General features: G+C 44.1%; 11 protein-coding genes. 7 read left to right on the plus strand and 4 right to left on the minus strand.

Translation table 11 applies throughout. The features are described 5' to 3' along the window. Positions 1–45: 45 nt before the first annotated feature. The 4 genes from I6E86_RS05405 to I6E86_RS05420 form a co-directional block, all read right to left on the minus strand. Entirely contained in the window at positions 46–621 is a 576-nt protein-coding gene (locus tag I6E86_RS05405; protein ID WP_194363224.1) for a VOC family protein, read from the minus strand. A gap of 173 nt (positions 622–794) precedes the next feature. Continuing rightward, positions 795–2,096: a fumarylacetoacetase gene (gene fahA / locus I6E86_RS05410; RefSeq protein WP_197175892.1), complete on the minus strand. Its 1,302-nt coding sequence runs from the start codon at positions 2,094–2,096 to the stop codon at positions 795–797. A 255-nt stretch (positions 2,097–2,351) separates the two neighbouring features. Further along, positions 2,352–3,548, minus strand: coding sequence for an aromatic amino acid transaminase (locus tag I6E86_RS05415; RefSeq protein ID WP_197175893.1), 1,197 nt, complete (start codon positions 3,546–3,548; stop codon positions 2,352–2,354). Between the two features lie 157 nt (positions 3,549–3,705). Next, entirely contained in the window at positions 3,706–4,653 is a 948-nt protein-coding gene (locus I6E86_RS05420) for a LysR family transcriptional regulator (RefSeq protein WP_197175894.1), read from the minus strand. A gap of 161 nt (positions 4,654–4,814) precedes the next feature. Here I6E86_RS05420 and hppD point away from each other — a divergent pair, with 161 nt between their 5' ends. The 7 genes from hppD to I6E86_RS05455 form a co-directional block, all read left to right on the plus strand. Then, a complete protein-coding gene (hppD, locus tag I6E86_RS05425) occupies positions 4,815–5,915 on the plus strand; it encodes a 4-hydroxyphenylpyruvate dioxygenase (protein ID WP_197175895.1) in 1,101 nt (366 codons plus the stop codon). A gap of 132 nt (positions 5,916–6,047) precedes the next feature. Next, positions 6,048–7,010: a phenylalanine 4-monooxygenase gene (locus I6E86_RS05430; protein ID WP_197175896.1), complete on the plus strand. Its 963-nt coding sequence runs from the start codon at positions 6,048–6,050 to the stop codon at positions 7,008–7,010. A gap of 148 nt (positions 7,011–7,158) precedes the next feature. Further along, a complete protein-coding gene (locus tag I6E86_RS05435; protein ID WP_194363230.1) occupies positions 7,159–7,500 on the plus strand; it encodes a 4a-hydroxytetrahydrobiopterin dehydratase in 342 nt (113 codons plus the stop codon). A 197-nt stretch (positions 7,501–7,697) separates the two neighbouring features. Then, on the plus strand, positions 7,698–9,101 hold the full coding sequence (gene nhaC / locus I6E86_RS05440; protein WP_197175897.1) for a Na+/H+ antiporter NhaC: 1,404 nt from the start codon (positions 7,698–7,700) through the stop codon (positions 9,099–9,101). 378 nt (positions 9,102–9,479) lie between these two features. After that, complete coding sequence (locus tag I6E86_RS05445) at positions 9,480–10,967, plus strand: PepSY-associated TM helix domain-containing protein (protein ID WP_197175898.1); 1,488 nt, start codon at positions 9,480–9,482, stop codon at positions 10,965–10,967. Positions 10,968–11,655: 688 nt separating this feature from the next. Further along, on the plus strand, positions 11,656–12,618 hold the full coding sequence (locus I6E86_RS05450; RefSeq protein WP_197175899.1) for an OmpA family protein: 963 nt from the start codon (positions 11,656–11,658) through the stop codon (positions 12,616–12,618). An 86-nt stretch (positions 12,619–12,704) separates the two neighbouring features. Next, positions 12,705–13,350: hypothetical protein (locus I6E86_RS05455; protein ID WP_197175900.1), on the plus strand; the 646-nt coding region annotated here is incomplete at its 3' end.

A 13,350-nucleotide genomic window follows, 5' to 3' on the forward strand; every position in this document is an offset into this window, starting at 1 on the left:
TATTGACCGCAGGGAGAAAAGGTAGCAAACAGAAAGATAGGGAAATTACTCGCCGACAGGCGCGATTTCCCTTGCTTCAGCCAACTCATCACTATGCAAAAACTGCGTATGTGCTGGGGCGCGTTTGGTACGAGACCACTCATCTAGCATATCTTGCTTGATGGCGTCTGTAATCATCGAGACTTTATCTTCTGAGGTCGGGTCATCATAGGTCAGCTCTAAACGATGACCATTGGGATCAAAGAAGTAAATCGAGTGAAAGATGCCATGATTGGTCACGCCAATGACATCGATGCCGCCTTTTTCCAAATGTTCTTTGGCAACGATTAACTCATCGCGGTCTTTGACCTTTAGTGCTAAATGCTGCACCCAGCTTGGGGTGTTTGGATCAAAGCCCATTTCAGGTTGGTTGGGTACTTCAAAGAAAGCCAAAACATTGCCACTGCCAGCGTTTAAGAAGACATGCATATAAGGGTCGAAGGCTTTGGTCGAGGGCACATGGTCTTCTGCGAATGCCAAGATAAAATCCATGTTCAGGTGTTTTTTGTACCATTCGACGGTTTCTTTGGCATCTTTGCAGCGATAAGCCACATGATGGATTTTCTCAATTTGAAAGCTCATATCAATGTCCTTTTGATAAGGCGTGTCACTCATTTGGCTGTATTCACATAACGATGAGTAGGTGAATGCGCTTGTCTTTCTATCAGCCTGCATGAGAATTTTCACGCCTATTTTGCTATTTCTCTATTTATGTTATTTTTAAATACTATTTATTAGTCACTATTTTCCAAATGCTACTTGTCAAAATCAAAGCTAAGCGCTGGTAATACTTTGCCGCGTACTTCACCAAAGCCAACACGTATACCATCTTTTTCGCTATAGCCTTTCATAATGACCGTGTCACCATCTTCGATAAAGCTACGCGTCTCACCACTTTCAAGCGTGACAGGTTTGGTAGCATTCCAAGCAATCTCTAGCATCGAGCCATACGACTCTGGCGTTGGGCCTGAAATCGTACCTGAGCCCATCATGTCACCGACTTCTACCTTACAGCCAGTAATGGTGTGGTGAGTAAGCTGCTGTGCCATTGACCAGTACATGTATTTAAAATTGGTGTCACAAATGACTGTCGCTGTTTCTGCATCTTTAGGTAGTAGCTCAACTGACAGATTGATATCAAAGCTGTTGTCGCTCGATTTTTCATTTAAATAAGCAAGGGGCTTGGGTTCTTGTGCTGGACAAGCTGTTTTAAACGGTGCCAATGCATCCATCGTGACAATCCAAGGGGAAACCTCAGAGGCAAAAGTCTTGGCATTGAATGGACCTAAAGGTACGTATTCCCACTTTTGGATATCTCGTGCTGACCAGTCATTGAGTAACACCATGCCAAAGATATGATCAGAGGCATCATCTACGGCGATTGGTTGACCAATATGATTACCTTTACCCACGACAAATGCAGTCTCTAGCTCAAAATCTAAACGCTTACAGGCTGAGAAGATAGGACGCTCATCAGGGCTAGGCTTTAGCTGACCGGATGGGCGTATTACATCGGTACCGCTGACGATAACCGTGCTGGCGCGTCCGTTGTAACCAACTGGCATTTCGGTCCAGTTAGGCAGTAGGGCGTTGTTTGGGTCACGGAACATGGTACCAACGTTGGTGGCATGCTCTTTAGAAGAGTAAAAATCGGTAAAGCCTGGGACTTGCACTGGCAAATGCATGGTGACGTCTGCTTGCTTAAATAGCGCCTTTTTTTGCAAGTCTACATTGTCACGTAAGGTAGCATTGTCGCTAGACAGCAGCGTTTGAATGGTTGTGCGTGCCTGCGTCCAATTATCTCGACCGGAATCAATAAAAGCATTCAGAGTAGATTGGTCAAAATAAGGGCCACCTTCCAAACTTAATAAGCCTTCAGTCTCTAGTACAGACAAATCAAGCACGTGCTCACCGATAGCAATGCCTGCACGGCGCTTGTTATTAGTAGCAGCGTCTTTGCTTTCGCTAAAAATACCGTAAGGGAGATTGTGGATTGAAAAGTCAGAGTCCGTGGCGATATCGATAAAAGAGGTGAGGGTACTGTCAATCGTTGACATGATTTGCTCCTTGCTAATATAAATTGTGAATTACGTTATAATTAACTACTTACGTATAATGTAATTTATTGATATATCGATTGCAAGTTTTTTGTGCAATGTCTTGTGTGAAAAGGCTATGTTGAAAATTTATTGACGTTTTTTTGATTAAATGCCATGCACAAAAAAAGGCCGAGCAATCGCTCAACCTTTTTCATTCACGTTTATCTCTTATCAAGTTACATATCAAGTAACCTACTAAGTAAGCTGGCTCAATCAGTCTTTTAGGACATCTGCCATGGCATTGGCCACATAGTCGATGTTGCTAGTATTTAGGCCAGCCACACACATACGTGAGTTAGAGACCATATAAACACCAAACTCGCTTTGTAAGCGCTCAACTTGCTCAGGTGTGAGACCAGTGAAGCTAAACATACCGTTTTGACGAGTAATGTAGTCAAAGTTACGATTAGGGATTTTGGCCTCTAACACAGACTTTAGCTTTAGACGCATCGCTTTAATACGATCGCGCATGGCATAAACTTCGCCAACCCATTGCTTATGTAGTGCTTCATCGTTCATGACGATATCGACCACACGTCCACCATGTGATGGCGGGCTTGAGTAGATACGGCGTACGGCCGCATTTAGCTGACCAAATACACGATCGGTTTCGTCTGCGGTTGGGCATACGACAGACAGGCCGCCGACACGCTCGCCATATAGCGATAAGTTTTTAGAGAATGAGTTACTAACAAACAGTGGCAAGCCCATATCAACCGCTTTACGAATGGCATAAGCGTCGCTGTCCATGTCTTCGCCAAAACCTTGATAGGCGATATCCATGAATGGAATCAGCTCACGCGCTTGCACGACGTTTAACACAGTATCCCATTGGGCTTGGGTCAAATCCATACCGGTTGGATTGTGACAGCAAGGGTGCAACAGAACCACGTCATCTTTGTTTAGGGTCTCAAAAAACGCAATCATCTCATCGAATTTGATGCCGCCAGTGGCTTTATCGTAGTACGGGTATTTGCCCACTTCGACATCAGAGCCTTCAAAGATGGCAATGTGATTGCCCCATGTCGGGTCACTTACATAGCATTTGGCGTGCGGAAACCATTCATTGATAAATTCAGCGCCGATTTTTAGTGCGCCAGACCCACCGATGGTCGCGATAGTCGCGACTAGGCCGTCTTTTAATACTTGTGCGTCTTTACCAAATAGTAGCTCCTGACAGCCTTTACGGTGTCCAGGTAAGCCTGCCATCGGTAAGTAGGGACGCGGTGCGATAGGATCAGCAATACGCTCTTCGGCTGTTTTGACACAGTCGAGTACAGGCAATACGCCATTCTCATCATAATAAATACCAATACCTAAATTGACCTTGTTAGGATTGCTATCTGCTGAGTACTTTTCCATAAGACCTAAGATTGGATCACCAGCGTAATAATCGATACGTTCAAACATGCCATTTCCTTATAAAAATATAAATCGAGCAGCCGAAAATCATAGAGCAAATCGCAGCTGAACTCAACACGAGAGTGAGTTATATGAGGCAATTAATAAAATAAATAGCTAAATATATTATTTATCCGTCTATAAAACACATTTGAGATGCTATACGTCATTTAGTAGACAATGATTCAGAGTGATGTAGGTCGTTATAATGAGTCGCAAAATACGTTTGCAGAAACTGTTTAAAGGCAATCGTCGCCGGAGACAAAGCGCGAGATGCTCGCTGATAGATAAAGAACTGCCGCATTTTGACCGGTTGTGTGAGCGGGCGCATAAGTAGACCATTGGCACTGACCCAATCAATGACCTCAGGCATGTAGGGTAGACACAGCGTGATACCAAAGCCTTGCCGCGTCATCTCAAGCGCGGTAGACATAAAGTTCACCTTGTAGCGGGCTTGTTCGATATGAGCGGAGATAGAATCATCGAGCTCTGCGGTTACTTGCTCAAGGAACGGGCCTTGTAAGGTAATCAGCGGCGTCTCTAATAAATCTTGCCAAGTAATTTCATCTCTTTGTGCCAGTATATGATTGTCTGGCATGACCACGCAGAATGGTAGCTGATACAGCAAGTCAGCACCGATATCATCTTCTGTCTCCAAAAATCCAAGCTCAGTGCCAACGCCCAAATCGACTTCGATATCCTGAATATGCTTGAGCAAATTCTCTGCTGAGCAGTCCAGTAGTGAGACGCCAATATTTGGATATTTTTTGGCGAACTGGGCGATGACGGCAGGCAGGGAGGACGCCGCGAACTGAGAAACAGCCAAGCGCACCTGACCTTGGGCTAAGCTGGTCAAGCTACTCGCTTCATTTTCAAACAGCTGCATCTCATTCAAGATACGCCGCGCTTGTGGTAGTAGATGCCGTCCGACTGCGGATAGAGACAACTGACGAGTGGTGCGATCAAACAGCACGATACCGAGGCCAGATTCTAATTCTTTAATCAAACCGCTGACAGCAGATTGAGTCAAATACATCTGTTCGCTGGCACGAGTAAAACTGCCGTTGTCAGCGACTTTGATAAAGGCTGTCAATTGGCGAATGCTGATATTCATAAGTAAACCTGATAAATAAATCATAAAAAACAATTAGTCTTATAAATAAAGCTAATCTAATATAAATACAACGTCAACAATAAAGATCGATTATCAATCGTTTTATGGACTTTTACTACTAACCGATTTTTTACCACCAATTGAAATTAAGGATAATTACAATGGCAGATTTATTTGACAACCCAATGGGATTAAATGGATTTGATTTTGTCGAATTCGCTTCTCCGCAGCCTGATGCAGTCGACGCATTGTTTAAGCAGCTTGGTTTTGCCCATGTCGCCAATCATCGCTCGAAAGACGTTGCGCTATATCGCCAAGGTGATATTAACCTTATCCTAAACCGCGAGCCAAAAAGCCCAGCCAGTTACTTTGTTGAAGAGCATGGCGCTGGTGCTTGTAGCATGGGCTTTCGTGTACACGATGCCAAAAAAGCATATGAGCGTGCTATAGAAATGGGCGCGCAGCCAGTAGATGTGCCAACTGGTGTGATGGAGCTTAGATTGCCAGCGATCAAAGGCATCGGCGGCTCGCTAATCTATTTGATTGACCGTTATAAAGATGGCGAGTCTATCTATGATGTCGACTTTGAGTTTTTTGCTGATGTCGATATAAGCCCTGTCGGGTATGGATTCAAAGTTATCGACCATTTAACCCATAACGTTTATCGTGGACGTATGGCGTACTGGGCAAAATTCTATGAGCGTATCTTTAATTTCCGTGAAATCCGTTTCTTTGATATTAAGGGTGAGTACACAGGATTGACCAGTAAAGCCATGACCGCACCTGATGGCAAAATTCGTATTCCACTAAACGAAGAAGCCAAGCAAGGCGGTGGTCAAATCGAAGAGTACCTAATGCACTTTAATGGTGAAGGTATTCAGCATATTGCTCTAGCCAGTGATAACTTGTTTGCCAGTATCGATAAGCTAAAAGCAGCTGGTATTCCGTTGATGACTGCACCTAGCGAATCGTATTATGAAATGCTGAGCGAGCGCTTGCCGAACCATGGTGAAAATGTGGCTGAATTGCAGATGCGCGGTATCTTATTAGACGGCACAACAGAGGGCGGCGCACCGCGTCTGCTGCTACAAATCTTCTCTGAAACCATTTTGGGTAGCCCAGTGTTCTTTGAGTTTATTCAGCGTAAAGGCGATTATGCAGATGGCTTTGGTGAAGGCAACTTTAAAGCATTGTTTGAATCGATAGAGCGCGACCAAGTACGTCGCGGCACGGTCGGTCAGCCAGAGACTGAAACGCTATAAAACTACCTAACGCTTAGACCACATTTAACAAACGGACAAGACAAAAGGACTTTGTATTGTCCTTAATAAGTGCATTACCTAACAGCACGCATGCAAAGATAATGCTCTCATTGCGATAAAAGGAACACAGGCATGGAACGCCTCTCACAGATAGATTCTCCTAATATAACCATCGGTGCCAATAGCTCTGTAGCCAATCAGCAGGGCAACGATGAATCTACTCATCACAATGCGACCGATAAAAAACAGCCTTACATCTCCCATCAACCTGATGCAAACGGTCATATTCATTATACTGATGATGAAAACGCAATGTGGCAAGCATTATTGGCGCGTCAAGCAGAGCAAACGCCCAATCGTGCGTGTACTGCATATCTAGAAGGTTTGACTAAGTTAAATTTACCGACGACGCATATCCCGCAGCTGCACGATATCGATGAGGTATTGCAAGCGACCACAGGTTGGCAAACTGCCGCTGTGCCTGCATTAATCAGCTTTGGTAAATTCTTTAAGCTACTGGCCAATAAATCTTTTCCAGTTGCGACGTTTATCCGCCGATTCGATGATATGGAATATATTGAAGAGCCTGACATCTTCCATGAAATCGTTGGGCATTGTCCATTATTGACTCATCCAGCATTTGCGGCTTTTAATGAGACCTATGGCAAGCTTGGTTTGAGTGCGACCAAAGAAGAAAGATGGTTTTTGGCAAGGCTTTATTGGTTTACCATTGAGTTTGGATTGGTCGGCAATCGCATAGAAAATCGTAGAATCTATGGCGGTGGAATATTAAGCTCGCCTTCTGAAACGGTCTACGCACTCGATCATACATCGTACGACCAACCAGAAACTCAAAATACAACACAATATCAACCTAAACAGCATTCAGCTAAACCACAGCCTGAACACCGATCATTTGATTTGCTCGATGTATTGCGTACGCCTTATCGTATCGATCAGATACAGCCGATTTACTATGTCATTGATGAATTAGATACCTTATTTGATATCGTCAATAGTGACATCATGGGTACGGTCAAGCAGGCAATATCACTTGGATTATTTAAGCCGACTTATTCAGAGAAAACTCGTTAAAAACGTCAACTCAAAAGTAAATGTGAATACAGTCACTTCAGTACGGAGTATTGAGATAGCAGCAAAGCTATATCAACATGGACGTACGAATATTAGAAAATAGCTATCAGAACAGACATCAAAACAGCCACTATAAAAGGATTTTATTATGACAACATTATCACAATCTAGCTGCGAAGCCTGCCGTATTGGCGCACCAAAGGTCGATGAGTCTGAGGCACGCGAGTTGCTACAGCAAATTCCCGATTGGTCGTTGATCGAGGTGGACGGCATTGAGCAATTACAGCGCCAGTACAAGTTCAAAAACTTCGTTAAAGCCATGGCATTTGCCAATCAACTGGCAGACATCGCTGAAGCAGAAGGGCATCATCCGGGTATCTTGGTAGAGTGGGGCAAGGCCACCGTCACGTGGTGGTCGCATAGTATCAAAGGGTTGCATCGCAATGATTTTGTCATGGCAGCCAAGACCGATAACTTGCTTGATACTTGATTTGGCTGGTTATTATAAGGTCTAGATAAATTGGATAGGGTATCACGCTTGCTCAGACTGCCATCTGTAGTATCATGGCAGGCTTTTTGCTTATCCGGTTTGTCTTGAACTGACCATATTGCCAAACCCGCTTACTCATACTTCCAAATTCAAACCCAATCTGATGCCAGCATCCACTGGTCATCTAAGGACGACTAATGCCCCCAAAACCCCTCACCCAAATCAGTGCAAAACTGGCATTTGTCATATCAGGCATTGTCATCGCTATCATGGGCATTACCATGATTGGCTTTGGCTGGGTGCCTCATCTGTCGTTGATACTCGCCATCTGTGTCTTACTCGCTATTGGTATATCTAAAGGTCTCAGCTTTGATGACATGCAAGCACAAATGGCCTCAGGTGTCATGCGCGGTATTGGTGCCATCTATCTGTTCTTCTTTATCGGACTGATGGTTGCGGCTTTGATGATGTCAGGGGCGATCCCTACTCTCATGTATTTTGGCTTTCAGCTGATATCACCTGAGTATTATTACATCTCCGCCTTTGTGCTGACTTCTATTATCGGTATTGCTTTGGGCAGTAGTTTGACGACTGCTGCGACCTTGGGCGTGGCGTTTATTGGAATGAGTAATGCCTTTGATGCTAATGTGGCGATAGCTGCTGGTGCGGTGGTATCAGGCGCGTTCTTTGGTGATAAGATGTCTCCTCTGTCTGATACTTGTACTATTGCCTCGTCTGTCGTTGGTATCGATCTGTTTGAGCACATTCGCAATATGATGTATACGACAGTGCCTGCGTGGGTACTGACCGTTATATTATTCTGGATGTTTTCAGGACAGACGACCAGCGCTGATCTCAGTCAAGTGACTATATTACAAGGACAGCTGATAGACAGCGGTCTGGTACATGGATATTCAGTACTGCCATTTGTGATACTGGTTGGATTGGCACTGTTTCGGGTCAATGCGATCTATACGATTATCTGTACTATTGCTGCGGCATTAATCATTACTTATGTACACAGTTCACCGAGCGTTGGTCAGCTGGGTGGTTATCTGTTTGCAGGCTATGCACCTGCTGAGTCGTTAGAGCTGGGTGAGGTAGGCGGTATGCTGTCGCGTGGCGGTGTACAGAGTATGCTCTTTACACAGGCGATTGTGATACTGGCACTCAGCCTCGGTGGACTGTTGACCGCACTGGGTATTTTGCCGGCATTGCTATCTGGTATTAAAGACACACTAACGAGCTCAGGACGCGCAATCTTTGCGGCAGCGATGGCTGCGCTAAGCATTAACGTACTGATTGGTGAGCAGTATCTGAGTATTTTATTGTCCGGTACTGCGTTTCGTTCAACGTTTGAGCGCTTACATCTGCATCCTAAAAATCTGTCTCGCACGATTGAGGATGCGGGAACGGTGATTAATCCATTAGTGCCTTGGAGTGTGTGCGGAGTATTTATCAGTCAAGCATTGGGCGTACCCGTACTGGATTATCTGCCTTATGCGTTCTTCTGTTATTTGTCACTGCTGTTGACGCTGTTATTCGGATTTACGGGGCTGACGATTAGTAGAGTAAAAGAGGGAAAAGTGGTCGAGGCATGATAGGTAATGATTGATAAAAAAAGGTGGGGCTAATATTAGCCCCACCTTTTTTTATTTAAAAATACGTAATTAGTGATCTTCCGTTCAAGCTGTTTTCCTTGCTTTAGTTCACATGGGGCACTTGATAAACAAATGTGCTTGTGATGAGAAATGTAAGAGGTATAAGGCAAATTGATTGCCACAGTTTATGGTTTTTTATTGGGGTTTCTCGTATTATGCAGCCGTGACATTAAAGTCGTTGTTTAGCGTAAAGTTTCTTGAGTAGCAAAAACTCATCTAAAGTAACTTTAAAATTCCGCCAAAGCCTCATATTGTTTATCGTTATTGACAGATTTCGGTGGTTCGCTGAATCACCACAGATCGTTAAAGGTCATATCTATGCATAAAGACACACGCCAACCTATCGCCAATCAACGCTATTTTACGGTTTGGCGGTGGCATTTTTACTCTGGCATTATCATTGCACCTTTGCTAATTGCTTTAGCAGTTACCGCGCTCGGTATGCTGTTTATGTCTAATACGGTAGGTCGCGATGCTGAGCGTATGACGGTAGCGCAATCAAGTATGCAGGCACCCCTGTCTGCGCAAGCTCAAAGCGCCGTCGATAGTATGCCTGATAGCAGCTTGATCAAATATATTGCTCCGCGCAGTGATGAGACGGTGGCACTGTTTCGAGTGACCTCCGATACGGCTGACAATATGGTCGCCGTTGATCCTTATACTGCAAGAGTGGTCGATAGCACGCCTAGCAACAGTGGTTTGTACTATACGTTCAATGATATTCACAGTGATCTGCTGCTGGGTAAGGTAGGAGACTATCTGCTTGAAACCGCCGCCTCATTGACGATTTTGATGATATTGACGGGTTGGTATTTGTGGTGGCAAAAACGCAGATCTATCAAGTCGATGCTAGTACCAGATCAGGGTATACAGACCATGCAAAAACGCTCGTTGTTTCGTACGATTCATGCGACATTGGGCAGTTGGATCTCTATTTTACTGCTGTTCTTTTGTATTTCAGGAATGGCGTGGGCGGGCGTCTGGGGTGAGCGCATGGTACAGGCATGGAGCCAGTTTCCTGCTGGTAAATGGGGCGTGGCACCCGTGCCGGTATCGACTGACCATAGCCAACATGCTGGCATGAGTGAGGCTGCACCAGCCCCTCATGTTCATGGCTCGACGCCCACTACTGCGCCTACGCATGGCAGTGTCCTTAATTCAGGCAGTGCTAAAGAGGTTCCCTGGGTGTTAGAGCTGACGCCAATGCCGATCTCAGGTACTGTGGCTGGCAAAGAGGGCATCGCACCCAATATACCGATCATGATTGATACGGTAGATCGGTTCGCTCGTGAAATCGGTTTTGTGGGGCGTTATCAATTGAATTTGCCGCAAGGAAGCACAGGCGTCTGGACCCTTAGCCAAGACTCGATGAGCTACGATATGAAAAGTCCAACGGCAGATCGCACCGTGCATATCGACCGCTATTCAGGCAATGTATTGGCTGATATTCATTTCGATGATTATAATGCGTTTGGCAAATTTATGGCGGCAGGTCTTGCGCTACACATGGGTACGCTTGGGTGGTGGAGCGTACTGGCCAATGTGCTGTTTTGTCTGTCTGTTATCCTGATCTGTGTCAGCGGTTACATCCTGTGGTGGCAGCGTCGTCCGCATCAGGCGGATCAAAGCAGTGGCTTAAATCCACCAGCCCGTGGTCGGAGCTTTTCGGTTTGGTGGCCGCTTGCCATTCCTTTGTTAATTGTGGCTATCATATTCCCAACTGCTATCATTGCGATTATCGCTATTGCATTGTTGGACTTTTTGGTTATTTCTCGAGTTGGATTTTTACAGAAGCTACTAAAGTAGGCAAGTCATTCAGACAAGGATAACTTGCTATATCGTATATTAGAAATGGGCGTCTCGTAAGAGGTCGCCCATTTTTTTGATATTTATTTTTGCAAGAGCTATAGGGTGGTAAGAATAGAAGGTGGTAACCATCTAGCATTTAGTTTTAAGACTAGGAAGTAAAGTGCTTTTGCACTAGTTGTATAATATATCGCTATTAGGGCATGTGCTCAATTCAAATGACAACCATCTGACTGGGTTAACAATGCCTAAATCTTGTCAAACGTAATCAAATAGTTGGTCAATATCTCGATATTATCTGCGCTATTTTCCTTGCTTGGCTGCGACTTATCTCATTTTTATTACCATTTTCAAAATGAGGACACGCCCTAGGGAGTTATGGGTATCTATGACAATAATAAGTCGGTTGATTTAAGTTGTAATGTTTTTAAAAGGGCTTGGTGATACCTATCAAATTAACGCCCAGTACATTTATTTTTATGTAAAATTGGTTGGTTTTGAGCAACAAAACAATTACTATTGAAGTAATAAAAAAATTTCTTATTATTTGTCTACTTTTTATTAGCCTAAGCACATATAGCCTGCTCTATATACGAATATGGGTCAGCTTTTAATGAAGTAACTTAAGCATTATTTTAAATTACGTATAAACATTATGTCGAAAAAAACTATTATTCAGGGAATTATCATGGAAAAGATATTGAAAACTGCTATCGCTACGCTTGTCCTACCTACCATGTTTTTTGGTATAGCAGGCTGTAGTATGACAGGTAACAGTAGTATCGATAATGAAGGTGACAGCCGCCGTGTGAGCAATGTGGTATGGAATAACCAAGTCGATACGGATTTCCGAAAATTACTCTCAGCAGAAGTCAGTGATGACGAAACACGATTGATATTTATACGTAAAAACGATGACGACTTAGAACAAACCAGTGCCAACATCTCTGTTAATAATAGATATCAAGTGAGTCTGCATCCTGGGAATTATACGGCTGTTAACTCGTGTGTTGGCAATAACCAGTTAAGTGCGCATGCGACTGGCTTTAAAGACAACAACTTATTAGCAGACAAGAAAGACTTCCAATTGGTAGGTGGTCAAACCTACTTCTTCTATGTGGACATGGACGATACAGGTAAAAGTACACTCGAGCAAATAACCCCTGAAAGTGCTTTGCCACTACTAGATACGAAACGCTACCAGTCTCATCAAATCAGTCGAGTCGTGCCCAATTGCTCAGTACCTGTTGTAACAACACCTCCAGTTGTGGCACCAGTCATACCTGTATTGGCTGAAAAAGTGACTATCGAACTTGAAGTGCTATTTGACACAGACAAATCTATTGTGAAGCCTGAGTACTACCCTAAAATTTCTGAAGTGGCAGAGTTTATGACGCAATATCCGAATACCCTAGTGACTATTGAAGGGCATACTGATAGCCGCGCCAGTGATAGCTATAACCAAGCTTTATCACAGCGAAGAGTGGACGCCGTAAAAGAGGTGTTGATTACTCAATTTGATGTCGCTCCTGAGCGTCTGAGTGCGATTGGTTATGGTGAAGCGCAGCCAAGAGCAACCAATGATACGGCAGCAGGCCGTCAGCTTAATCGCCGCGTAATCGCTGTTGTCGAAGAGCGTCCAAATAACTGATATCTATTAGATGATGCTATCACCATAATCGTGTCATAAACCATCAAAATTGATACTGCCATTATTAGAGAATGTAGGATAAACACATGAATACTATTATTATAAAGACAAACAATGCTACTCAGACTATAAAAGAGACGGAAGTCGTTACCAAAGATGGTATACCTACCGTTATTAAATCTACAGAAAAAGTAAATTACGAATTTCATGACAATGCGATAAACCGTGCGCCCAATCATATCATTACCAAACGCATCAAGAACGACCTCCATGTGTCATTTGAAGAGGAAGGTGAGAATAGTGACCTTATCATTGAAGGGTTCTATGATCATGCAGATAGTGCTCTGATTGGTATTGCTGAAGATGGTGAGTATTATTATTATATTCCAGATACTGGCGAAACTTATGATTATGTCACGCAGTTAGAAGCAGGTGATGTAGAAGGACAAGCTTTGGGTGGTGAAGAATATGTAGCCGCTGCGATACCCTGGTGGATACCTGCTGCAGCTGGGATTGGACTGGTCGGATTACTGGCTAGTAGAAGTAGTAACAGCAGAGACGATGATAGCAATACGGAAGAGGGTACTGCGCCACTCGTAACAGATGATCGTCAAACCGGCACGCTCGGTCAACCAGTGGTCATCGACGTGCTCAGCAATGACACCGACCTTGAAGGCGACATCGATCCGACCACCGTGAAACTCATCAACCCAGACACAGGTCTTGAAGTCA

Origin of the sequence: Psychrobacter sp. SWN149, from assembly GCF_015864565.1 — a bacterium.
GTDB lineage: Bacteria > Pseudomonadota > Gammaproteobacteria > Pseudomonadales > Moraxellaceae > Psychrobacter.

Bases quoted from the DNA above. Each gene is read 5' to 3' on its own strand.
- I6E86_RS05405 (WP_194363224.1), bottom strand. From the start codon at position 621: ATGAGCTTTCAAATTGAGAAAATCCATCATGTGGCTTATCGCTGCAAA.
- fahA (WP_197175892.1), bottom strand. From the start codon at position 2,096: ATGTCAACGATTGACAGTACCCTCACCTCTTTTATCGATATCGCCACG.
- I6E86_RS05415 (WP_197175893.1), bottom strand. From the start codon at position 3,548: ATGTTTGAACGTATCGATTATTACGCTGGTGATCCAATCTTAGGTCTT.
- I6E86_RS05420 (WP_197175894.1), bottom strand. From the start codon at position 4,653: ATGAATATCAGCATTCGCCAATTGACAGCCTTTATCAAAGTCGCTGAC.
- hppD (WP_197175895.1), top strand. From the start codon at position 4,815: ATGGCAGATTTATTTGACAACCCAATGGGATTAAATGGATTTGATTTT.
- I6E86_RS05430 (WP_197175896.1), top strand. From the start codon at position 6,048: ATGGAACGCCTCTCACAGATAGATTCTCCTAATATAACCATCGGTGCC.
- I6E86_RS05435 (WP_194363230.1), top strand. From the start codon at position 7,159: ATGACAACATTATCACAATCTAGCTGCGAAGCCTGCCGTATTGGCGCA.
- nhaC (WP_197175897.1), top strand. From the start codon at position 7,698: ATGCCCCCAAAACCCCTCACCCAAATCAGTGCAAAACTGGCATTTGTC.
- I6E86_RS05445 (WP_197175898.1), top strand. From the start codon at position 9,480: ATGCATAAAGACACACGCCAACCTATCGCCAATCAACGCTATTTTACG.
- I6E86_RS05450 (WP_197175899.1), top strand. From the start codon at position 11,656: ATGGAAAAGATATTGAAAACTGCTATCGCTACGCTTGTCCTACCTACC.